Below are 21,097 nucleotides of genomic sequence, written 5' to 3'. Positions count from 1 at the left end.
ATGCTCACTTTCTCCGACCACAGCCAGGGTTCCTCGCGCCTTCAGCGGCGTGATTTTCTGCGCGTCGGCGGGCTGGGATTGGGCGGGCTGGGCCTGAGCGATCTGATGGCGCTCAAGGCGCTCGGCGCTTCGAAGAAGTCATTGCTCAAGGACAAGTCGGTCATCTTCCTTTTCATGCACGGCGGCCCGTCACAGTTTGAGACCTTTGATCCGAAGATGGAGGCGCCATCGGAGATCCGAAGCGTGACGGGAGAGATCAAAACCAAGCTGCCCGGCGTGACGTTTGGCAGCACCATGGAGCGGCTCGCCGCACTGGCGGACAAGTTCAGCATCGTGCGCTCCTTCGTCACGGGAGATGCCATTCACGACATCAAGACCATCGTGGGCAAAGACACGATGAAGGCGAATCTCGGCTCGCTCTACTCTCGCATCGCCGGGCCGCTGCGCAAGAGCAGCGCCATGCCGACCAACGTGGCGCTCTTTCCGCAGGCGGTTTCATCCGGCGCCATGCCGGCATTTAAAAAATTCGGTGACTTCACCTCCAGCGGTGAGTTTGGCTCCACCTACCAGCCCTTCGTTCCCGGAGCGGGCGGCGGTGCGCAGGCAGACATGACGCTGAGCATGCCGCAGGCACGCTTGGATGACCGGCGTGCGCTCCTCGCTTCACTGGACCAATGGCAGCGAGAGTTGGATGCCAGCCAGTCTCTCGGCGGCATGGGGGAGTTGCAATCCCTGGCCTTCGATGTGCTGCGGCGCGGTGTGTCAGATGCGTTTGATCTCTCCAAGGAAGACCCGCGTCTCATCGCGCGCTATGACACCGCTCCGCTGCTGCCCAGGAGCCGCATCAGCAAACAGTGGAACAATATCGATCACTATGCCGACAATGCCGCCACGCTCGGAAAGCTGCTCCTCATGGCCCGCCGTTTATGCGAGCGCGGCTGCGGCTTCGTGACCGTCACCACCGGCTTTGTGTGGGACATGCATGCCGACAACAACAACGCGCCCTGCCGCACCGGCATGGAATATGTCGGGCGCCCGTTTGACCATGCGGTTTCCGCCTTGATCGAAGACATCGAAGCACGCGGGCTGCAGGAGAAGATCATGCTCGTCTGCTGCGGCGAGATGGGGCGCTCTCCCAAGCTCAATGTCAAAGGCGGACGCGATCACTGGGGTGGCCTCGCGCCGCTCATGATTTACGGCGGCGGTTTGAAAATGGGCCAGGTGATCGGCCAGTCGGCGCGCAATGGCGGAGAGCCGGCCTCCGAACCCATCACCATACCCGATTTGGTCGCCACCATCATGCACACGCTGGTGGATCTGGGAGAGGCGCGCGTGACCGATGGCCTGCCGCCGGGGCTGCTCAATGTGCTGACCCGGGGAGAGCCAATCCGCGGACTGGTCTGACGGCAGCTGCTACTCCTCCGCTTTTTTCTTCTTCCCTTTGCCTTCGCCTTTCTTTTTTTCGGCGCTGGTGGCTTTGACTTCTTCCTTGGGCAGGGCCGCGCTGAGTCTGGCTTTGATCTCACTCATCCCCACCTCTTTGGCGAGGTTGGTCCACTCATACGGATCTTTGCTGTGGTCGTAGAGTTCCTCGCCGCCGTCTGCGTAGCGGATGTAGCGCCAGCTGGCATCGCGCACGGCGTGATTGCCCTTGCCATGGGTGCATACGGCCACGCCGTCCCATTTCGCTTCGGGGTTTTTGAGCAGGGGCATGAGGCTTGCGCCTTTGACATGCTCCGGCACCGGCAGGCCGGTGAGTTCACAGATGGTGGGATACATGTTCAGGTAATCAACTGGCGCCGTGCAAGCCGTCCCGGGCTTCGTCACGCCTGGGGCGACGATCGCCATGGAGGTGCGCGTGGTTTCCTCCCACAGGGCAAACTTTCGCCAGTGCTCCTTCTCACCCAGGTTCCAGCCGTGGTCCGTCCACCAGACGATGATGGTCTTGTCCTTACGCGGGCTATGGTCCAGTCCATCGAGCAGGCGGCCAACTTGATCGTCGAGGAAGGAGATGGTGGCGAGATAGGCTTGAACAGCCTTTTTCCACTGGTCCCCTTTCACCACGGCGGCGTGGTCGCCTTCCGGTCCGGCCATGCGCACCCCTGCTTTGGGAATGTCGTCGAGGTCATGCTCCTTCGTCACAGGCAGCTTGATTTCGGCCAGAGGAAAACGGTCGTAGTATTCCTGCGGCACGTACCAGGGCAGATGGGGCTTGATGTAACCAAGCGCAAGAAAGAGCGGCTTGTCAGCCGGAGCGGTTTTGAGCTGGTTGATGGCCCAGTCGGTGGCTTTGTAGTCGCCCATTTCGGAGGGCTTGGCCTTCACCGGACCCCAGTCAAAGTGGCCGCGGTCGAGGCCGGTCATGTTTTCTTCGTGTTCGGGAATGCTGGGAAACAGGCCCTCCCATTTCGTCCATGAGTCGGTGCGCCCTTCGCTGCCGTAGCCGTGGTAGATCTTGCCGCCGCCGAGGGTGTTGTAGCCGTTTGCAAGAAAGTGGCGGTTCAGTGTGAGGGTGTCCTTCATCACGCCCTGGGCGGGATCGCCGTTGGTGTAGATGCCCGTCTGCCACGGGCGGAGGCCGCTCATCAGCGCCGCACGTGAAGGATTGCAGGCCGGCGCAGCACAATGCGAGTTGGTAAATGCGGTGCCTCGCGCCACGAGGCGGTCGATGTTCGGTGTCTTCGTCTGCGGATGGCCGCCGAGATAACTGGTCCAGTCGTTCAAATCATCGACAGCGATGAAGAGGACATCGGGCTTCGATTGAGCGAGCGCAGCAGAGCCAAGCAGAAGGAACAGGGCAAGGAGACGAGTCATGGTGCGCCATGAACGCGGCCGTGCCCGGCGTCTTGCGTCTAATCATCGTCCTTCTCCAGACGATACAGCGCGCCATCCTGCGAGAGCAGCACAGGTTCGCCATCAGGATCCGCAGTGACGAGCGTGGGGTTGAACTTGTGCTCCGGCTCCTTGCGGTGCAGCACGCTTCGGCGTACCGGCTGGCCGCTGGCGGGATCGATGCCCAGAGCCCAGACAGTGCCGTAGCCCCAGTCAGCGAACACAAACGAGCCATCCAGCTGCGGCAGCTTCCGGCCGCGATAGAGCAGCCCGCCGACAATGCAGATGCCCTCGCCACGCATGCGGGTGTAGGCATGCACGGGGTCCGTGGTGGTGAGGTTCGGCAAAAAGCTCTGCGCGTGAAAGGCGCTCTTCATGGGGCCATCACGATCACTCCAGCCGTAGTTGGCGCCGCTCTCGACGCGGTTGATTTCCTCCCATTGATCCTGCCCCACATCTGCCAGCCAGAGCTGGCCGGAGCGTGCGTCAAAGGAAAGTCCCCAGGGATTGCGAAAACCGAGGGCAAAGATTTCAGGGCGCACCGTCTGCTGCTTGGTGAAGGGATTGTCCTCCGGGATCGCATACGGCAGGGACCCACTGCGCCCATTGACATCGATGCGCAGCACCTTGCCGTGTAGCACCCAGGGATTTTGCGCCAGGCGATAGGGGTCGTCACGGAGGCCGCCGTCTCCGAGAGCAATGTAGAGGCATCCGTCGGGACCAAAGGCGATGTGGCCGCCCCAGTGGTCCGCCAGTGGCTGCGGGATCTCCATGAGCACACGCTCGGTTTCCGGCAGTGCATCAGGCGTGGAGTCTTTGGCTCCGGTGGCGCGCATCTCACTGATCACCGTGCGGCGTGGATCATTCTGCGAGTAGCTGAGGTAGAACAGCCGGTTCTCCGCAAAGCGCGGATGAAAGGCAATGCCGTGCACCCCCTCTTCAAACAGCACTAGCCCCTTCATCTTGGCTCGGAAGTCTAAAAAGGGCCGCCACTGGCCGCTGCCATCCAGCCGCAACGCGCAGAATTCTCCGCGCTGCATGGCGATCACCTGCTCGCCGCTGGCATCCGGCAGGGAGGCCAGCATGACCGGGGAATCAAACTCGCGGTCAAAGGCGAGTTTGCGCAGCACGATGCCGGGCATCGGTTCCTCAGGGATTGCGGATGGCGGGACTTCAGGCGGCGCAGGGACCGGCAGCGGGACGCCGATGTCCGGAATGGCGGAGCGGGATGGGCTGCTTGCAAGCAAGACGGCGAAGGACAGGCATTGCACGCAGGGGCGGAAGAAGGAAAAGGGCTTCATCGGGGGGATGTGGAAAGGAGATTGCACGGAGCATGCCAGAGCGGCAGCAAGGATTTTTGAATCATTCGAAACACATTCGTTGAATGCGTGTGCCCCCACGCCTTCCTAAGGGACTTGAACCATGACGCAGATCTCGCCCGCTCTGAAAGAGATACAGGTTTGGCGTTCAATGCCTTGAGTGAGGGCGCGTTCAAAGCTGTGATCAGGCTGCCAGCAAGCGCTGGGGATTCTTCCACAGCGGGGTTTTGGGGCGGGGGTAGGGGTTACGCTCGGCGGATGGCATCGGGCACCCCTATGAGAAACTTTTTCCACGTCTTGCACTCCTCCCATGACATGGCAAAGATGGGTGCTCTTCTACGATGAGCGACCCAATCAGTCACGAGTGCGGCATAGCAGTGGTGCGGCTGAAAAAGCCGCTGGGATATTTCTATCAAAAATACGGCAACGCCCTCTACGGATTTGACGCGTTGCAGGCGATCATGACCAAGCAGCGCAATCGCGGTCAGGACGGCATGGGCATCGGCTGCAGCAAGCTCGGCATGCCACCCGGCCTGCCCTACATGTTCCGCATGCGGAGCACGGAAAGCGTCGAGCGCATCGCCCAGGTTTTCGAGGACGAGCGCAAGGAGTACAAGCGCATCGCCCGTCGCATTGACAAGCAGCGCAAGGACGAACGCGACCAGGAAGGCAAGGAATTCGTATCCTTTGAGGACGATCCGGACGCCATCAAAAGAGAGTTTGAGATGGCCGGGGAGATCTACATCGGCCATCTGCGCTATGGCACGAGTGGTGACTTTGGCAAAGGCTGCCTGCACCCCTACATGCGCCGCACCACCTGGCCCACGCGCACGCTGATGGTGATGGGGAACTTCAACCTCACCAACACCCGCGAGCTGAACGAGGTCATGATGAAGCGCGGTCAGCATCCCGTCTTTGGCACGGACACGCAGAGCGTCCTTGAGGAGATCGGCTTCCAGCTGGATGAGGCGCACACCAAGCTCTATCACGTGCTGCGTGACTCCGGCATGTCCGGAGAGGCCATTCCTGAGCGCATCAGCGAGCAGCTGGATGTGACCGCCGTGGTCAAAGAATCCGCCAAGCGCTGGGACGGCGGCTACAGCATCGTCGGCGTCATCGGCAACGGCGATCTCTTTGCCATGCGCGATCCCAGCGGCATCCGCCCCTGCCACTACTACGAGAACGATGAAATCTTCACCATCGCCTCCGAACGTGTGGCCCTGATGTCTGTCTTTGGCGTGACTGAAGAGGACATTCACGAGCTCCCTCCAGCCCATGTGGCCGTGATCAAGGCGGACGGCGCCATGACCATCAAGCCCTTTACCGAGCCGCGCGAGTTCAAGCCCTGCTCCTTCGAGTGCATTTATTTCTCTCGCGGAAATGACTCCGCCATCTACCACCAGCGCAAGGCCCTCGGCGAGCAGCTGGTGCCGCAGGTCGTAAAAGCCATCAACAACGACTTTGAGCACACGGTGCTCAGCTTCATCCCAAACACGGCCGAGACCGCCTACTTCGGCTTCCTCGACGGTTTGCGCAAGAGCCGCCGTGTCGTCGTCAAAGACGCGCTGATGGAGATGTTCAGCCGGGGAGAGATGGATGAGGCCAAACTGGACGACCTGGTGCTGCGGAACTGGCCGCGGGCGGAAAAGATCGCGCTCAAGGACATCAAAATGCGCACCTTCATCGCCCAGGAAAACGGGCGCGATGCGCTGGTCTCCGGAAGCTATGACATCACCTACGGTGTAGTCACCCCGCGAGACAATCTCGTGGTGATTGACGACTCCATCGTCCGTGGCACCACGCTGAAGAAAAGCCTGTTAAAAATTCTCGCGCGCACCAATCCGAAGCGCATCATCGTCTGCTCAACCGCGCCGCAGATCCGCTACCCCGACTGCTACGGCATCGATATGGCGGAACTGGGCAAGTTCATTGCCTTCCAGGCGGCCATTTCTCTCCTGCGCACCCGCGGCATGTCCCACATCGTGCATGAGACCTACCTCGCCTGCAAAGCGGAGATGAGAAAGCCCAAGGAGGAGATGAGGAATGCGGTGAAAGCCATCTACGCGCCCTTCACCGACGAGGAGATCTCCGCGCGCATCGCCCAGATGATCAGCCCGGAAGACACGCCATGGCATGGTACCGTGGAGGTCATTTATCAGACCATTCCCGACTTGCACACCGCCCTCGGCGCGGAATACGGAGATTGGTATTTCAGCGGGGACTACCCCACCCCTGGCGGTTTCTCGGTGGTGAACCAGTCCTTCATCCTCTACTGCGAGGCCAAGGACGGCCGTGCGCACGAGGCCCTGCTGTGAGGCCGGACCCCTGGCCAGCGAGGGCACGGACATCAGTTCTGAATCAAGGCGCGAACCAGTGTGATCGTGCCCACCAACTTCCGCGATTTTTTCTGCGCCGGGCTGCCTCCGGCGCCGAACGGATCCTCTGACGAAGTGCGTTGCGGCGTAGGATCGTCCACCAGTTGATAAAACTGATCTGACGGCATGTTGATTGATGAGATTCTTCCGTCCACATCGGTCAAAGCCGGGCACATGTTTTGCATCGCATAGTCACGGGTGACCGCCGCATGTCCTTCTTTGGAAGGAATGTAAACGCGCACCTTCTCGATTCTCACCTGCCGTTCGAACGGATTGTGACAGGCGAATTCGATGACGCCGGTGGCATTGACATGGGGGTTGATGTGCCAGTCGAATTCCAACTGCTTGATTTCCGACTCAGTGAGTTCACGCCATTCCGGAGCCTTGGCGGTCGGGCTCGTTTCTGCCTCGGCATTCGTTGTTCCGTTTTTATCCAAATCTTCAATCCGCCTGGTCTCGGCTCGCTCCAGCTGCTCTGCCTCCAGACAGGAGACAAATATCCGGTCTGCCTTGCCGGAGAAGCGGTCCACCACCACCAGTCTGTTGTTCAGTGTCACGACGTCCTTCCTGAATCCAAACCACAAGAGAGATGCGCCGGTGAGCACGCCGAGGACAAAGGTGATGAAGAGCTTCATGGTTGCGGGTGATGAGATAGCATCCGGGCGGATTCTGCGGCAAGGCAAAATCACTACGTGGGGCTCAGACGAAGACCTGAATCCAACTATTCAGAATTTTTCACACCACCCCAAATGCGCACACTTCGTTTTTGTTGGCGCAGAGTCGCGTCAGGTGAAACTCCGCGCAGAGCGGCGGAGCCTCGCGTTTGAGAATGTCGAGCAGCGGGTAATCATCGTGGCCTTTGAACTTGATCGTCACGACGAACTGCCGCATGCGCTTCTCGCGCAGCCATTCGAGCAGCAGATCGATGCTCCGCTGCGGCGCGGCGATGACATCGCATACGAGCCAGTCCACCGTATGCGGTGGCCTGTACTTGAAGGCATCCGCAGCTTCAAAGTGCAGACGCGGACTGCGCATGAGATCCTCACGCAGTTCGGAACGGTCAATGGCGATGACGCTGGCACCGCGCTGGATGGGCACGTAGCTCCAACTTCCCGGGGAGGCGCCGAGGTCCACGCAGGTCTGTCCGCGCTCTATCTGGCGTCCCAGCCGTTGTTCTGATTCGACTAGTTTTGTGAAGGCGCGGGAGGGTGCGCTTTTGTCATCCGCCAGCGGCACCTCGCCGCGTGGGAAACTGGAGATCAAAGCGCGCTGCGCGAACGCCTGTGGGGCTAGGGTGGCCGAAAGCCACCCGGTCTCCGGCGAGGTGAGAATGCACTGCATCAGGGAGGTCTGCGCATCAAACACAGCATCGGTGTCGAGGAGGGACCGCAGCAGTTTTCGACGGCGCTTTTTCAGGCGCTCCGCCAGGCTCGCCCGGATGAGTTCGCAGCGGTGCAGCCCGGCCCTGCCTTCACCATACTGCGGCCAGAGATGCAGACGCCAGGGTTGCTCATCCGGAAAGACTCCGGCGATGGCGTCAATGATGCGGTCCGCCCAGGCATTGATGGACGTGGCGTGGACTTCGACGGCAGAGGGCAGGGTCTGCCGCGCGAAGGCGAGCAGCAGCCCCTCGATGGGCACATCTGCTGCGATCCCGAGGCCTTCTATCTCGCGCAGCTCTGCCTCCGGCGCGGCGCGCCTCAGCTCATCAGCGAGAAAAGGCGTCGTGTCGGAATCGGCGAGAAAAAGATGCACGCTGGGCTTGGGCGGTCACGGTTTGGCTGGTGCGGGCTTGGCAGGTTCGTTCTCCTTGAAGGGAGACACCACGCCCAGCGTGGAAGGCACGAAGTCATCGGTACGGAAACAGGAGGCGGGAAGGCCTTCGGCATTGATGAGATTTGCATCGACCGGCCAGCTGGCCCAGGCATAGCGCACACCCACCGGCTCAGGTACGGACTCGTTCCAGACGACGACTTCGCTGCCCTCGATCTTCGCTTTGGCCCACACCCACTTCTGATCGGCACCGGTGATCTGGAAGCATTTCGGCTCGCCACCGTCGCGCGTTTTCAATCCGGAGCCGGTGTGGGTGAACTGCACGCGGATCTTGTCCTTTTGCACCACGGAAGAGAGATACAGGGGGCCGCAGTATTCGGTGCCCGATTTGCCGTAATCATTCGCCAGCGCCCAAAGGGCGAGACGGCGGCCGACCTCCTGCTTGTTCTTGGGATGGATGTCTTTTTCCTCGCCGATGTCGTTGATGATGGCGATGCCGCATTTGTCGAGTGTCTGCGCGGTCAGCGTCTGCGCCTCCTGCAGTTCGGCCCATGTGTCGGGGACACCGGGCTCGGTGGCCACGGGGTGGTTGTTGCCAAAATTTGCCAGCTGGACGATGTAAAAGGAAAAAGGGTCCGCCCACTGTTTGCGCCAGTCATTGATCATGGTGGGCAGCAGTTCCTGGTATTGGAAAGCCCGCCGCTGGTTGGATTCACCCTGGTACCAGATGGCCCCCTTGATGGCATAGGGGATCAGCGGGGCCACCATGCCGTTGTAGAGCACGCTGGGGTGGTGAGGAGTCTTCGCAGGGTCTTCTGCCGGGCGTGGAGCTGGGGGCTTGGTCTTCTTTTGTTCTGCCGGCAGCTTCGCGTTTTCCTCGTCAATCTGCTTCAACTGAGCCTGCCAGTCTGCTTTCAGCTTTTCATATTCAGCCTGGGCTTTGGGGCCGTCCCATTTGGAGACATAGTCCATCCAGTCTGCAAGCATGTCCTTGGCACAGGGGCGTTCTTCCAGGGATTCATTGCTTGTCCAGGCTTCGACCCGTGTGCCTCCCCAGGAGGTGTTGATCAATCCTACCGGCACTTTCAGCACGCGGTGCAGGTGGCGGCCAAAGAAGTAACCCACGGCGGAAAAGTCACCCACATTGGCGCTGGTGGCCTCTTTCCAGGCGCCCTTGCAGTCGGTCTGCGGCGTCATGCTCGGAATGCGTTCCACATTGAACATGCGGATTTGCGGATGATTTGCAGCGGCGATTTCCTCCTGCGCCTTGCCGGCCTGTTTGACCGTCCACTGCATGTTCGACTGGCCGGAGCAGATCCACACTTCGCCAACGAGAACGTTTTTCAGCGTGAGAGTGTTTTTCCCCGCCACCACGAAGTCCGCAGGCTCGGCGCTCGCATTCATCGGGTTCAGGGTGAGCGACCACTTGCCGTCTGGGTCGGTGACGGTGCTGTGCGTTTGCTCGCCAAAGGTGACCTTCACCGGCTCTCCTGCCTCAGCAGTGCCCCATACACGCACGAGCTGGGTCTGCTGCAGCACCATGCCATCGGAAAAGATGGCGGGCAGTTTGACCTCTGCATGCAGGCTGGCTGCGAGCAGAAGAAGGAGGGAAACAGGGTATTTCATGGTGGAATTTCGTACAGGGGCAGGGGGACGGCAAGTAAGCCTAATGTCAGAGCAGGGTGCTGTCGTCCGCACGTTCCAGGCGGCCGATCTTCTTTTTGATCGTCTCCAGCAGAACGGTCATCTCATGCACGCTGCGAAAGCATTCCTTCTGCGTTTCCTCGTCCGCCAGTCCAGGCACGGCCGGGTGGATCTTCATGAATTGCAGCGCGATGTTTTTGCAGGCTTCGCGGATTTGGGCGATGGCGGCAGGACGGTCCATGCGGTCAGCCTAGAGCGCCCGCACGCGCGTGCAAGACGCGGATCACTTCTCCTCCCGTTTCCGCACACGAAGGGAATCCTTGAGGCTGACGAAGTCGGAGAGCAGGAAAATCACGGTGAAAAAGGCCAGCAGCACCTCCATCATGGTGATCAGCTTGGCCGGGATCGTCTGCGGTGTCACGTCTCCAAACCCAAAGAAGGAGAAATTCAGCACGCTGAAAAAGAAGAATTCAAACAGCTGCTCTCCTTTGGTCCACGCCGCGTCGATCTCGCTGAAACTTGCCGGCTCCGCCACCTCCAAGCACCAGAAGTCGAGGGCGAAGGCCAGGGTGATCTGCGCCATGTTCACTCCCATGAGGCCCAGTACACGGTGGTAGGGCATGTCGTCCTGCGTGGCCATGAGGATGTGCTGCAGGTTCTCCACGAAAAAGAACACCGTCTTGGCGAACGCCACCGCCACCACTACAAGGCAGAATGCTTGCGCGCTCAGCCAGTGCGTTGTCCACAGCGACTGCAGGCCGAGCCCCACCAGGGCAATGACCACCACCTCTCCTCCTTGACGGATGATCTGCGCTGCGATGCCGGGCTCCTTGCTCATGCGGTGGATTTGAAACTGCCCGGCGCGTTCTGTCGAGCGTAGAATGACTTTCGACCTTTCCAAATCCTGCATCCCACATTTAGTCCGCGCAGTTCATGAACCTCGTCTCCAACGCCATCCGCTACTCCACCTACCTGTTTGCCATCGCAGGCGTGATCGCCATGGGCTTCGTGCTGCAGACCATCCGCAGCCAGGAGAAGGCCATGCCCCCGCCGCCAGTCGCGCCGCCGCAGAAAAATGCGCCAGATGACATTGCCGCCACCGGCATTCTCGAAGCAAAGGATGAGAACGTCGCCATTGGCGTGCCCGTGCCGGGCCTCGTCGAAAGCGTGAAGGTCGTGGTCAATCAGGTGGTCAAGGAGGGAGACCCGCTGCTGATACTGGATGACCGTGAACTGCGCGCCTCGCGCCTCAAGCAGCAGGCGGCCATCGGCGTCGCGGAGGCCAATCTGACCGTCACCCGGGCCCAGCTTGCGAAAGTGCAGGACATGCTGGACCGCATGACCGCGATTACCGACCAGCGGGCCATCAGCCAGGACGACCTGCGCAATCGCACTAACGACGTTCTGGTGGCGAAGGCGCAGATGCAGGCCGCCGACGCCCAGCTCATTTCCGCCAAGGCGGATGTGCAGCAGACCGAGCTGCTCATTGAACGCCTCACCGTCAAAGCCCCGAAGCCCGGCACCATCCTCCAGGTCAACATCCGCGCCGGCGAATACGCCTCCCCCTCGAACAAGCAGCCCGCCCTTGTGCTGGGAGACATTTCCACCCTTCACGTGCGCGCGGACGTGGACGAGCAAAACGCCATGGAAGTGGCCTCAGACCTCGACGCGACTTTCTCGCTCAAGAGCGACTCCTCGAAAAAGTTCAAGGCGCAGTTCGTCCGCATCGAGCCCTACGTCATCCCCAAAGTCTCGCTCACCGGTGCCAGCACCGAACGAGTGGACACGCGGGTGCTGCAAGTGATCTACAAGCTGGAGAAACCCAAAGACCAGCCTCTGTACGTGGGACAGCAGGTGGATGTGTTTATTGCGCGGAAAAAGTGAGGAAGAGACCCGTTGAGTCTCCCCAAATTCCACGCAACAATGCGAACCCTCCTCGATTCGCATGCAATACATCTCCACCCGCGGCCAGACGAAGCCGTTTACCTTTTCTGAAGCCGTCGAAGCCGGTCTGGCTCCCGATGGCGGTCTGTTTCTGCCTGAAAGGCTGCCGAATATTGCCGGCAAGCTGCCTGCATGGTCAAAGCTCACCTATCCTCAGCTCGCGGCGGAGTTCTTCACGCTGTTCGCTCCAGAGATTTCCAATGCGGAGTGGCATGAACTCACGGCCGAGGCCTACCGGCGCTTCGATTCACCGGACGTGGCCCCGCTGAAAAAGATCACCGAGAAGACCTACATCCTGGAGCTGTTTCACGGCCCCACACTGGCCTTCAAGGACTTTGCGCTGCAGCTCCTGGGCCTGCTCTACAAGCGCCAGGTGGAGAAAACCGGCAAGCGTCTCTCCGTGCTCGGCGCGACCTCTGGAGACACCGGTTCCGCAGCCATCCACGGCTGCCTGGGCCGCGACGGCATCACCATCTTCATCCTCTACCCCAATGGCCGCGTGGCGCCGCTGCAGGAGCGGCAGATGGCCTGCACCGGAGCGGACAACGTCTTCGCCATTCCCGTGCCGGGGACCTTTGACGACGCCCAGCGTGTCGTGAAGGATGCGTTTGGCGACACGGCGTTTGCGAATTCGGTGAATCTCTCCGCTGTTAACTCCATCAACATCGCCCGTGTGCTGGCGCAGTGTGTGTACTACATCTGGGCCTGCCTGCGGCTGCCGGAAAGCGCACGTGCCACGGCGGAGTACGTCGTGCCCACTGGCAATTTCGGCAATGTGATGGCCGGCTGGATGGCGCAGCAGATGGGCATGCCTGCCGGTGGTTTTCGCGTGGCGACCAACCAGAACGACATCCTGCACCGCTTCTTCACCAGCGGTGAATACAGCCAGAGCGCGGTGCACCCAAGCCACGCGCCCAGCATGGACATCCAGGCGGCGTCGAACTTTGAACGCTTCCTCTACTACATCCTGGGTCAAAACTCCGAGCGTGTGCGCGAGGTGATGGCGCAGATCAAATCCGGTGCTGCTTTTCACATTGAACTGCCAGAGACTTCCATGCGCTCCACACGGATGGACGACGAAACCATTGTGAAGGTGATCGCCCAGATGTGGCAGGACTGGCAGTATGTGCTCGATCCGCACACCGCCTGTGCTTTCACCGGCATGGCGCCGGACCGGGTCAGCGTTGTGCTGGCCACGGCCAGTCCGGCGAAGTTTCCGGACGTGGTAAAACACGCGACCGGCAGCGAGCCCACGCATCCCACGCTGGAAGCTTTGAAGGCAAAGCCTCTGCAAACCTGGCCTATGGCTGCAGACCTTTTGGCGGTGCAGGACTTCATCCGGCAACAAACAAGTCACGGAACGAAGGCTTGACGGCTGCGCCGGCGGGCGGGTTTAATCTCCACCAGACATTTCATGAACTCACCGCTTCCCTCCTTCAGCCTGACGGCACTATTGGATGTTTCTCCGTACCTGGTCAAAGGTGTGGATGCAGGCAATGGAGTGACGCTCCAGCCCGGCAGCCAGTATATTTACATCCTGCTTGGCAGCGGGCCGCTGATGATCATCGGGGCTTTCATGCTGATCAGGATCATGTATGCGAGGGTGAGGTTTTTCGCCCTGGAATATGGCAACGGCAGCTTCTTCGGCCGTGTCGGTGCCATCGCACCGTCCATCTTCGCAGGTGGGCTGCTTCTGTTGCTCGGGCTGGCGGCCACGTGGCTGGGATGGCAGGGCATGGGCTACTCAGTGACGCTTACCCGCGAGGGTTTGCATGAGGTCGCACGCGGCGGCTCTTTCCATTACGCATGGTCAGACGCGACGAGCGCTGCTGAACGCATCAAGTCCACGGAGTTCTGGGTGGTGTTTGACAAAGACGGCCGCAAATGCCGGGTGGAATTCCAGCAGCGCTACATCGGCGAAAAACTGCAGGACAAGGCGATCGCCATCGCTGACGAGGCGCTGGCTTTTTCCAAGGCGGAGCGCATCAAGCCCGACGGCGGGACCTCTACTTTAAAGCCTTGACTAGAACCTTGGAGTTCCGCCCGCTTTTGTCGTATTTTTCACGGCGGCTCAGCGGCAGGGCATCAGGTCCGGAGACGGTGTAGCCCATCTTCTCTTCAAAGAAGCGAAACGCCTGGGTGCTCAGGGCAAAGAGGACCTCGCAGCCGCGCTGGCGCGCCTGCTCCTCCGCAAAGGCCACGAGCTTGCGGCCGTGATTTTTGTTTTTGTGCGAGCGCCGCACGAAGAGGCAGGCCAGCTCGGCGATCTTTCTGCCGTCCTCCTCATAGGAGTGCACGGCCACGGAGCCGATGGGGTTGCCGTCGAGTTCGAGCACGAAAAAGTCTTTAATCCTGGACTGAATCTGATCGCGTGAACGCGGCACGAGAGCGGCATCGTCCACGCTCTGCTGCATCATGGAGAGCAGGGCTGGGACGTCCGAAGAGCGTGCCTTGCGTATCTGCTGGTAGTCATCGGCGTGGATCATGGTCCCCACGCCTTCGTTGGAAAACAGCTCCGCGAGCAGCGCTTCATCCTGCGTGCCGTCCACGATGTGGACACGCGGCACGCCCTCCTGGCAGGCCAGCGCCGCGTAGCGCAGCTTCGAGAGCATGCTCACATCGTGCTTGGGGTCTTTGCGCTTGTGCATGTCCCGGGCCTCCGCCACGGACATCTGCTCCAGGCGGGAGCCGTCCGCGGCAGTGATGCCGGATTCCGCCACAAAGATGACCTTGGCCGCCTGCAGGGCGATCGCCACCTCCACGGCCACCGCGTCCGAGTTCAGCCGCAGCGTCGTCCCTTTGCCGTCGTAACCCAGCGGGGGCAGGATGGGGATGATGTCAGCCTTGAGCAGCGCCCGCAGGGATTCTTCATCCACACGCTCGATGCGGCCGGTAAATTCAAGGTCCACACCGTCGATCACACCCGCAGGGTGTACGGCGAGGGCATTGGAAATGGCGACAGGCATCTCAAGTGCGGTGAGGTCGGCCATCAGATCACTGCACTGCCGCATGATGGCATCCACGGCGATCTCGATGCCCGCGGCATCTGTGTGTCCCATTCCGTCGTCGTTGAAGAGAGTGACTCCGCGTTTTCCCGCCAGCGCCCGCACCTGCGCACGAGCGCCAAAGACGAGCACGACCTCGATGTTCAGGGACTGCAGCACCGCGACGTCCTGCAGCAGGCTGGCAAAGCCCGGCTGCGTCATCAAGGCGCCGTCAAAGGCGATGACAAAGACGCGCTGCCGAAACTGCGGCACGTAGCGCAGGATGCCGCGCAAGTCTTCAAAGCGCTGCTGGGGTTTGGAGGAGTCGTTGTTCACTGTTGGGGCCATCAAGATAGCACAACCCCGGCGATTTCGTCCCAAAGTTTGTCGATCTCCTTCGGGCCGTGCGAGGGCCTGCCGGCTTTGGAAAACCAGTAGTCCGCATTCCACTGGTCGCCTTCGATCACATGCAGCAGCGCGTGAATCCACGAACCCATCTTGGTGTGAATGTCCTGCGCGATGTTATGCGCTGCATCCCAGTGCCCTTGTTTGGCATGCCACAAGGCTAGCGCTTCAGGAGAAATGGCCTCCGCCGCGGCTTGCGTGGCGGTTTTGAGTTCGGCTGCGGTCATCTCAGTCGTCTTGTGGCAGCGGCTTGCCTTTGGTTTCAGGAGCGAACGGCAGAATGAAGATGCCCATGAGGAAGATGGCGCACATGGTCATCGCTGCATAGCGCAGTGGCAGCGCGGGATCCTGAGCGGCGAATTTGCCGTAGATTCCGGAAGTGAGGGTGGCAGAGAAAAAGCTGCCGCCGGCTGCGGCAAATCGCCCCAGGTTGTAGCAGAAACTAGTGCCTGTGCTGCGCAGTTTGTTCGGGAAAAGTTCAGGCAGATAAATGGCGAAGCCTGCAAACACACTCAACTGCGCGGTTCCCATTAGGAACATCATCCAGCGCGCGGAGATCGGGTCGCTCATCTTCCAGTAAACGAGAAAGGTGGAAATGAGGGCGGCGCTGAAGCCCAGGAAGAAGGCTAGGCGGCGGCCCAGCTTTGCCACATTGGTGAACAGAGTCATGCCCACGGCGGCACCCATCATGTTCCAGAGATAGGCCACGGAAATGGCATTGTTCACCTCGGCGGCCACCTTGTCAGGAGCGACGCCCGCCTTTTCAAAGTACTGTTTGAACACCACCTTCTGCAAATCAACGGCATATTCGCCGATGGCCCAGAGGCCAATCACGCCCGTGCTGGCGATGACCGCGCCTACGAACAGATTTTTGCGCCAGCGGGCGCTGGCCAGCAGGCTGGCATACGGGGCGAAGATGCTTCCTTTGGGCAGCTGGTTGGTGTCCTTGAGATGCTGCCATGCGGCGGGTTCTTTGAGGTATCCGCGGGTGAAAATGATCATCAGTGCCGGGGCCGCGCCAATGAGAAACATCCAGCGCCAGCCAGAACCGGCAGTGATGGTGTGATTTGCTTCCAAGGCATCAATGCCGATCTTTGCAAAGCCTGCGGAGATGTTGCCGATGGTGGACAGAATCTGCAGCAGACCCAGACACTGGGTGCGTGCGCCGTTGGGGACGGTTTCAGCGATCAAGGCCACTGCAAGTCCAAAGACACCGCCAACGCCAACACCGGTGAGGAAACGGAAGATCGTGAAGTCGAGCTGGGTGCGGCTGAAATAGCTGAGTCCGGTGAAGGCGGAGTAGATGAGAATGGTCAGTGTCAGCATCCGGGCGCGGCCAAACTTGTCTCCCAAAGCGCCAAAAGTCAGACCTCCGACACCCCAGCCTATGAGGAAGCAGGCAGTAACAACCTTGCCAAAAGCCTGCAAATCAGGATTTGTAGGAGGCAGCTTCATCAGTTCCACCAAGGCGGGCACACGAGCGAGTGAAAACAGGCGCTGGTCCAGGCAGTCAAAAAACCATGCGGCAGAAGCGACAATCAGCACAAACCAGTGGTAGCCGGTCAGTTGTTTATACCAAGGCGCGTTGGAATCGGGGAGGGACGGGGAACTCATGAGAAGCGCGGATGTTGAATGACTTGGAGGGGGATGACAATCCCGAATTCAAAGGAATCATGCCGCAGCCTGAAGGCCGGTTCTTTCACCCATGTCGGCTTTGGCGTGAGAAGTTTGATGAGGCCGGACCACGTGGCTGGTACGTTGTGCATGAAGATGCTTGAACAAGCCGTTGAATTCTGACCATTGGCCCTTAAACAATTGTATGCTTAGAAACGTCGCTATTCTTCTGCCTCTGACGATCGCCTGCATCATCGTGGCCTGCACCGCTACTTACGATGGCTCTCGTGTGGCGCGCTGGGAGTCGCGGTTTGCGCCGGTGCCTCCAGGGGCCATGACGCCGGACCAGCTTCTGGCAGAGACCCATGTGAAACTGGACATCATTCCCGCGGGTACCGTGGGGCGCCGCTACTACCGGCCCATGACGCCGCGCTACATCACCATTCACAGCACTCAGAACTACACTGGCAATGCCTACCAGCACGCTCTGGCGCTGAAGCGTGGCGCCCTGAGGGCCACGAAGCGCCGCGGTGGTAACCGCATCGGCTTTCTCACCTGGCACTTCACCGTGCAGGATGACGTGGCCATCCAGCACCTGCCCTGCCGTGAGCAGGGGGAGCACGCCGATTTCGACGGCCCCGGCAACAACTACAGCATCGGCATCGAGATGTGCGAGCACAATGGCAACGACCTTGGCCAGACCATTGACCGCACCGCCCGCCTCGCCGCGTATCTCATGCGCGCCTACAATATTCCGATCGACCACGTCGTGCCTCACTACCACTGGCCGCGGGTCGGCGTCAGTCCGCTGCACAAGGACTGCCCGCATTTCCTGCTGGAGCATGGCCGTCCGGGGCAGACCTGGCGCTGGTTTCAGGCCCGCGTGCAGTTTCATTACAACCGCATGCTGCAAGGTCCCGCCACACCACTGGGGTGATCCATGAAGGCCTCTTTTCTCCAGCTTGCTTTGGCTTTCTCCGCAGTCTCCGCCTGCTTCGGTCAGCAAGGCGTTGCCTGGCCGGAAAAGCCGGTGCCCAGCACCAGCAGGCAGGTCGCGGTTCTTGAGGACAAACGAATCGCTGAAAGCTCAGGACTCGCGCTGGGCGCGCGCGATCCCTCCATCTTCTGGACCCACAACGACTCCGGCGGCGAGCCCTGCGTTTTCGCCATCGACCGCAGCGGCAAGACACGGGCCAAGGTGCGCATACGCGACGCGGCAAATTTCGACTGGGAGGACATCGCTGCGGGCAAAGATGAGCAGGGGGTGCAGTCGCTGTTTGTTGGAGACATCGGGGACAACCTTTTTATCCGCAACACCATTCAGGTTTACCAGATCCCCGAACCTGAAATCAATTCTCCCGGAAAGCCCGCCGAAGAAGTCGAGACCGCCGCACCGCAGATCTGGCGCGCAAACTATCCGGATGGCAAACACAATGCCGAAAGCCTGCTGCTGCATCCGCAGACCCATCGCCTGTACATCCTGACCAAAAGCGATGATGGCAAAAGCGCGCTCTACGCATTCCCTCAGCTCCTGCAGCCAAAGGTGAGCATGGTGCTGGAAAAAGTGGCGGATCTGGTCTTTCCCCAGCTGATCCGCGCTGGCAAGCGGCCCCATGACAACTGCATGACCACCGGCGCCTGCTTTGCTCCGGATGGATCCCGCATGGTCGTGGCCACCTACAGCAGCCTGTATGAATGGGAGCTGCCAAAAGGTAAACCACTGGCGGATGCGCTGAAACAGCCGCCGGTGCGCATCGAACCCGATTTGCTGCGGCAGATGGAAGGCGTCTGTTATGACAGCGACAGCCGCACCCTCTGGATGACCAGCGAGCACCTGCCGGCGCCCTTGCTGAAAGTGACCCGATAACCGCGGTTCACTTCACCCACTCAAAGAAGCCCATGGCTTCGAGCTCTCCACGCAGGCTGTCCTTCTGTTCCGGGGAGAGTGTTGTGTTGGGCAGGCGCGCGGGGCCTACATCGACGCCGAGCATGGCCATCGCCGCCTTCGCCGCTCCCATGTAACCGTAGCGGACAAAAGCGCTGATGATCTGCACTCCGCGAAACTGCTCCTCGCGTGCCGCGGCAAAATCATTGTGGGCAAAAGCCGCCAGCAGGCGCGTGTAAATCGGGGCGGCGAAATTGAAGCCGCTCCCCACAGCACCTTTGGCGCCCATGGCCAGAGCACCGAGCATGTGCTCGTCACAGCCGAAGGGCAGGTCCCAGGCGCCTCCATCGGCGCGCAGGCAGTACTGGTACGCCATGAGGTCGGGATTGGTGAATTTCACCCCTGCCAGATTCGGAATGCGCTTCCCCGCCTGCTGCAGGAAATCCGGCACGGAGAGGTTCACACCGGTCATCGACGGAATATCATAATAATAGAATGGCGTGTCCGGTGCAGCGGCGGCGATCTGGGCCATGGTCTCCACCAGCACCTCCACATTCTTCGGTTTGAAGTACATCGGAGCCAGGGCTGCGATGGCTGAGGCGCCAAGGTCTTCCGCCTGCTCCGCCAGCGCTTTGGAATCAGCAACGCAGTTTGAGCCCACATGTACCACCACGCGCATGGCGGTGCCCTTGGTTACCGCCATCCAGCATTTGGCCAGCAGGTGGCGTTCGTCGTACGTCAGCGAGTGGCTTTCACCGGTGCTTCCACCGACGAAGACGGTGTTCACGCCTTTGCCGAGCAGGAACGCCGCCTGCTTTTCGACAACGTTGAGATTGAGCGAGCCGTCGGCATGAAAGGGCGTGTGCGTGGCAGTCACCAGGCTGTGCAGGCGTTGAGAGTCGGGCAGGTTCAGCATAATGGCCGAACCTGCGATACGCGAAATCCTGTGCAACATGATTCATGATGGTGAGTTTGTTTGTCCATGCGCACTCTGTTTCTATTCTTGGGCCTGCTGCCATCCCTCCTGCAAGCTGACGACTGGCCGCAATGGCTGGGGCCGCAGCACGATGCCGTCTGGCGTGAAACCGGCATCGTCGATACCTTTCCACCCGACGGGCCGAAGGTGCTCTGGCGCGTGAAGATCGGAGGAGGATACACTGGGCCTGCGGTGGCAAAGGGTCGCGTCTATCTCATGGACCGGCAGGTGGCGGAGAAGAGCAGCGTGCCGGGCAATGCCTTTGCGCGTGGCATCATTCCGGGCAGCGAGCGAGTCCTGTGTCTCGATGCCAAAACGGGCGCTCTCATCTGGGAGCACCGCTACTACTGCACCTACACCATGAGCTACTCCACTGGCCCGCGCTGCACGCCAGTGGTCAGCGACGGCAAGGTGTGGACGCTTGGCGCGGAGGGAAATCTGTTCTGCCTCGATGCCTCAAAGGGCTCGGTTCTGTGGTCCCATGATTTCAAAAAGGAGTACGGGGTGCAGACGCCCATGTGGGGCTTTGCCGGGCATCCACTTCTGGATGGCCAACGCCTCATCTGCCTCTGCGGCGGTCCGGGCAGCGTGGCGGTCGCCTTCGACAAGGACAGCGGCAAAGAAATATGGCGCGCCTTGGATGCCCGCGAGCCCGGCTACTGCCCGCCGACGATGTTCGAAGCCGGAGGCACGAAACAGCTTATCCTCTGGCACCCCCAGTCCGTGAACTCACTCGATCCCGCCACAGGCAAAGTGTTCTGGTCCTACCCCTGGGAAGTGCGTGCTGGTCTTACTGTGGCGACGCCGAGGCTGGCAGGGGACAAGCTCTTGTTCAGCTCCTTTTACACCAGTTCCAAATGCTTCCAGTTGGATGCCTCCAAGCCCGCCGCCACCCTGCAATGGGAAGGCAAAAGCTTCAGTGAAAAGAACACCGACACGCTGCACAGTCTCATCAGCACGCCGTTCATTGAAGATGGCCACATCTACGGCGTATGCAGCTACGGCCAGCTCCGCTGCCTGAAGCTCGATACAGGTGAACGCGTATGGGAAACCAATGCCGCAACCACGGGCGGGCCGCTCGTGCGCTGGGCGAACGCCTTCATCATCAAACACGAAAACCGCTTCTTCCTCGCCAACGAACTCGGCGACCTCATCATCGCCAACCTCACGCCGAAAGGTTACGAAGAGATATGCCGCGCCAAGCTGCTGAAACCCACCACCACCGACCCACGCCGGGCGGTGGTGTGGTCCCACCCGGCCTTCGCCGACAAATGTGTCTTCATGCGCAATGATGAGGAAATCGTGTGCGCGTCATTGGCGAAGTGATGGAGATCATTTGTCATCTC

General features: G+C 60.4%; 20 protein-coding genes. 8 read left to right on the top strand and 12 right to left on the bottom strand.

Annotated elements, in window-relative coordinates:
• Window positions 1–1,404 (top strand): DUF1501 domain-containing protein, encoded by a 1,404-nt coding sequence (locus ACILSR_RS00570; protein ID WP_395747771.1) that lies wholly within the window; start codon window positions 1–3, stop codon window positions 1,402–1,404.
• A 9-nt stretch (window positions 1,405–1,413) separates the two neighbouring features.
• Here the strand turns inward: ACILSR_RS00570 and ACILSR_RS00565 are convergent, their stop codons facing one another.
• Both ACILSR_RS00565 and ACILSR_RS00560 read right to left on the bottom strand, forming a co-directional pair.
• On the bottom strand, window positions 1,414–2,814 hold the full coding sequence (locus tag ACILSR_RS00565) for a sulfatase (protein ID WP_395747770.1): 1,401 nt from the start codon (window positions 2,812–2,814) through the stop codon (window positions 1,414–1,416).
• Window positions 2,815–2,852: 38 nt separating this feature from the next.
• A complete protein-coding gene (locus tag ACILSR_RS00560; protein WP_395747769.1) occupies window positions 2,853–4,133 on the bottom strand; it encodes a PQQ-dependent sugar dehydrogenase in 1,281 nt (426 codons plus the stop codon).
• 359 nt (window positions 4,134–4,492) lie between these two features.
• Here ACILSR_RS00560 and ACILSR_RS00555 point away from each other — a divergent pair, with 359 nt between their 5' ends.
• Window positions 4,493–6,466 (top strand): amidophosphoribosyltransferase, encoded by a 1,974-nt coding sequence (locus ACILSR_RS00555; RefSeq protein ID WP_395747768.1) that lies wholly within the window; start codon window positions 4,493–4,495, stop codon window positions 6,464–6,466.
• A 32-nt stretch (window positions 6,467–6,498) separates the two neighbouring features.
• Here ACILSR_RS00555 and ACILSR_RS00550 read toward each other — a convergent pair whose 3' ends face one another.
• The 5 genes from ACILSR_RS00550 to ACILSR_RS00530 form a co-directional block, all read right to left on the bottom strand.
• On the bottom strand, window positions 6,499–7,161 hold the full coding sequence (locus ACILSR_RS00550; RefSeq protein WP_395747767.1) for a hypothetical protein: 663 nt from the start codon (window positions 7,159–7,161) through the stop codon (window positions 6,499–6,501).
• A gap of 100 nt (window positions 7,162–7,261) precedes the next feature.
• Entirely contained in the window at window positions 7,262–8,281 is a 1,020-nt protein-coding gene (locus ACILSR_RS00545) for an SAM-dependent methyltransferase (protein WP_395747766.1), read from the bottom strand.
• A 15-nt stretch (window positions 8,282–8,296) separates the two neighbouring features.
• Complete coding sequence (locus ACILSR_RS00540) at window positions 8,297–9,925, bottom strand: sialate O-acetylesterase (protein WP_395747765.1); 1,629 nt, start codon at window positions 9,923–9,925, stop codon at window positions 8,297–8,299.
• Window positions 9,926–9,971: 46 nt separating this feature from the next.
• Complete coding sequence (locus ACILSR_RS00535) at window positions 9,972–10,184, bottom strand: hypothetical protein (RefSeq protein WP_395747764.1); 213 nt, start codon at window positions 10,182–10,184, stop codon at window positions 9,972–9,974.
• A gap of 42 nt (window positions 10,185–10,226) precedes the next feature.
• The gene (locus tag ACILSR_RS00530; RefSeq protein WP_395747763.1) at window positions 10,227–10,781 is read right to left on the bottom strand and encodes an ion channel; all 555 of its coding nucleotides are present in this window, start codon (window positions 10,779–10,781) and stop codon (window positions 10,227–10,229) included.
• Between the two features lie 95 nt (window positions 10,782–10,876).
• On the opposite strand from ACILSR_RS00530, the gene ACILSR_RS00525 reads away from it, so the two are divergent.
• From ACILSR_RS00525 to ACILSR_RS00515, 3 genes are all read left to right on the top strand, one after another.
• Complete coding sequence (locus ACILSR_RS00525; RefSeq protein ID WP_395747762.1) at window positions 10,877–11,827, top strand: efflux RND transporter periplasmic adaptor subunit; 951 nt, start codon at window positions 10,877–10,879, stop codon at window positions 11,825–11,827.
• A gap of 61 nt (window positions 11,828–11,888) precedes the next feature.
• Complete coding sequence (gene thrC, locus ACILSR_RS00520; protein ID WP_395747761.1) at window positions 11,889–13,259, top strand: threonine synthase; 1,371 nt, start codon at window positions 11,889–11,891, stop codon at window positions 13,257–13,259.
• 42 nt (window positions 13,260–13,301) lie between these two features.
• Complete coding sequence (locus tag ACILSR_RS00515) at window positions 13,302–13,910, top strand: hypothetical protein (RefSeq protein WP_395747760.1); 609 nt, start codon at window positions 13,302–13,304, stop codon at window positions 13,908–13,910.
• Here ACILSR_RS00515 and argA read toward each other — a convergent pair.
• The 4 genes from argA to ACILSR_RS00495 are packed head-to-tail and all read right to left on the bottom strand — an operon-like array spanning window position 13,894 to window position 17,042.
• The gene (gene argA / locus ACILSR_RS00510; RefSeq protein WP_395748111.1) at window positions 13,894–15,219 is read right to left on the bottom strand and encodes an amino-acid N-acetyltransferase; all 1,326 of its coding nucleotides are present in this window, start codon (window positions 15,217–15,219) and stop codon (window positions 13,894–13,896) included. The genes ACILSR_RS00515 and argA overlap by 17 nt on opposite strands.
• Entirely contained in the window at window positions 15,219–15,503 is a 285-nt protein-coding gene (locus ACILSR_RS00505) for a hypothetical protein (RefSeq protein ID WP_395747759.1), read from the bottom strand. The genes argA and ACILSR_RS00505 overlap by 1 nt, the downstream gene beginning before the upstream one ends.
• Window position 15,504: 1 nt before the next feature.
• Window positions 15,505–16,890 (bottom strand): MFS transporter, encoded by a 1,386-nt coding sequence (locus tag ACILSR_RS00500; RefSeq protein ID WP_395747758.1) that lies wholly within the window; start codon window positions 16,888–16,890, stop codon window positions 15,505–15,507.
• The gene (locus ACILSR_RS00495) at window positions 16,887–17,042 is read right to left on the bottom strand and encodes a hypothetical protein (RefSeq protein ID WP_395747757.1); all 156 of its coding nucleotides are present in this window, start codon (window positions 17,040–17,042) and stop codon (window positions 16,887–16,889) included. The genes ACILSR_RS00500 and ACILSR_RS00495 overlap by 4 nt, the downstream gene beginning before the upstream one ends.
• 53 nt (window positions 17,043–17,095) lie before the next feature.
• Between ACILSR_RS00495 and ACILSR_RS00490 the strand changes: the two genes are divergently transcribed.
• Complete coding sequence (locus tag ACILSR_RS00490) at window positions 17,096–17,827, top strand: N-acetylmuramoyl-L-alanine amidase family protein (RefSeq protein WP_395747756.1); 732 nt, start codon at window positions 17,096–17,098, stop codon at window positions 17,825–17,827.
• Window positions 17,828–17,830: 3 nt separating this feature from the next.
• Window positions 17,831–18,757 carry a hypothetical protein gene (locus tag ACILSR_RS00485; protein ID WP_395747755.1) on the top strand — a complete coding sequence of 309 codons (927 nt, stop codon included), beginning with the start codon at window positions 17,831–17,833 and terminating at the stop codon, window positions 18,755–18,757.
• Window positions 18,758–18,764: 7 nt separating this feature from the next.
• On the opposite strand, the gene ACILSR_RS00480 is transcribed toward ACILSR_RS00485, so the two are convergent.
• The gene (locus ACILSR_RS00480) at window positions 18,765–19,691 is read right to left on the bottom strand and encodes a dihydrodipicolinate synthase family protein (protein ID WP_395747754.1); all 927 of its coding nucleotides are present in this window, start codon (window positions 19,689–19,691) and stop codon (window positions 18,765–18,767) included.
• 66 nt (window positions 19,692–19,757) lie between these two features.
• Between ACILSR_RS00480 and ACILSR_RS00475 the strand changes: the two genes are divergently transcribed.
• Window positions 19,758–21,077 carry a PQQ-binding-like beta-propeller repeat protein gene (locus ACILSR_RS00475; RefSeq protein ID WP_395747753.1) on the top strand — a complete coding sequence of 440 codons (1,320 nt, stop codon included), beginning with the start codon at window positions 19,758–19,760 and terminating at the stop codon, window positions 21,075–21,077.
• Window positions 21,078–21,097: the final 20 nt, after the last annotated feature.

Origin of the sequence: Prosthecobacter sp. (genome assembly GCF_044222565.1) — a bacterium.
In the GTDB taxonomy this organism is placed as follows: domain Bacteria; phylum Verrucomicrobiota; class Verrucomicrobiia; order Verrucomicrobiales; family Verrucomicrobiaceae; genus Prosthecobacter.
Note: the sequence above shows the minus strand (reverse complement) of the source record. Positions and strands in the feature narration are given on the sequence as shown.

Excerpts from the sequence above, each read along its gene's own strand:
- ACILSR_RS00570 (WP_395747771.1), top strand. The coding sequence starts at position 1 with ATGCTCACTTTCTCCGACCACAGCCAGGGTTCCTCGCGCCTTCAGCGG.
- ACILSR_RS00565 (WP_395747770.1), bottom strand. The coding sequence starts at position 2,814 with ATGACTCGTCTCCTTGCCCTGTTCCTTCTGCTTGGCTCTGCTGCGCTC.
- ACILSR_RS00560 (WP_395747769.1), bottom strand. The coding sequence starts at position 4,133 with ATGAAGCCCTTTTCCTTCTTCCGCCCCTGCGTGCAATGCCTGTCCTTC.
- ACILSR_RS00555 (WP_395747768.1), top strand. The coding sequence starts at position 4,493 with ATGAGCGACCCAATCAGTCACGAGTGCGGCATAGCAGTGGTGCGGCTG.
- ACILSR_RS00550 (WP_395747767.1), bottom strand. The coding sequence starts at position 7,161 with ATGAAGCTCTTCATCACCTTTGTCCTCGGCGTGCTCACCGGCGCATCT.
- ACILSR_RS00540 (WP_395747765.1), bottom strand. The coding sequence starts at position 9,925 with ATGAAATACCCTGTTTCCCTCCTTCTTCTGCTCGCAGCCAGCCTGCAT.
- ACILSR_RS00535 (WP_395747764.1), bottom strand. The coding sequence starts at position 10,184 with ATGGACCGTCCTGCCGCCATCGCCCAAATCCGCGAAGCCTGCAAAAAC.
- ACILSR_RS00530 (WP_395747763.1), bottom strand. The coding sequence starts at position 10,781 with ATGAGCAAGGAGCCCGGCATCGCAGCGCAGATCATCCGTCAAGGAGGA.
- ACILSR_RS00525 (WP_395747762.1), top strand. The coding sequence starts at position 10,877 with ATGAACCTCGTCTCCAACGCCATCCGCTACTCCACCTACCTGTTTGCC.
- thrC (WP_395747761.1), top strand. The coding sequence starts at position 11,889 with ATGCAATACATCTCCACCCGCGGCCAGACGAAGCCGTTTACCTTTTCT.
- ACILSR_RS00515 (WP_395747760.1), top strand. The coding sequence starts at position 13,302 with ATGAACTCACCGCTTCCCTCCTTCAGCCTGACGGCACTATTGGATGTT.
- argA (WP_395748111.1), bottom strand. The coding sequence starts at position 15,219 with ATGGCCCCAACAGTGAACAACGACTCCTCCAAACCCCAGCAGCGCTTT.
- ACILSR_RS00505 (WP_395747759.1), bottom strand. The coding sequence starts at position 15,503 with ATGACCGCAGCCGAACTCAAAACCGCCACGCAAGCCGCGGCGGAGGCC.
- ACILSR_RS00500 (WP_395747758.1), bottom strand. The coding sequence starts at position 16,890 with ATGAGTTCCCCGTCCCTCCCCGATTCCAACGCGCCTTGGTATAAACAA.
- ACILSR_RS00495 (WP_395747757.1), bottom strand. The coding sequence starts at position 17,042 with ATGCACAACGTACCAGCCACGTGGTCCGGCCTCATCAAACTTCTCACG.
- ACILSR_RS00490 (WP_395747756.1), top strand. The coding sequence starts at position 17,096 with ATGCTTAGAAACGTCGCTATTCTTCTGCCTCTGACGATCGCCTGCATC.
- ACILSR_RS00485 (WP_395747755.1), top strand. The coding sequence starts at position 17,831 with ATGAAGGCCTCTTTTCTCCAGCTTGCTTTGGCTTTCTCCGCAGTCTCC.
- ACILSR_RS00480 (WP_395747754.1), bottom strand. The coding sequence starts at position 19,691 with ATGCTGAACCTGCCCGACTCTCAACGCCTGCACAGCCTGGTGACTGCC.
- ACILSR_RS00475 (WP_395747753.1), top strand. The coding sequence starts at position 19,758 with ATGCGCACTCTGTTTCTATTCTTGGGCCTGCTGCCATCCCTCCTGCAA.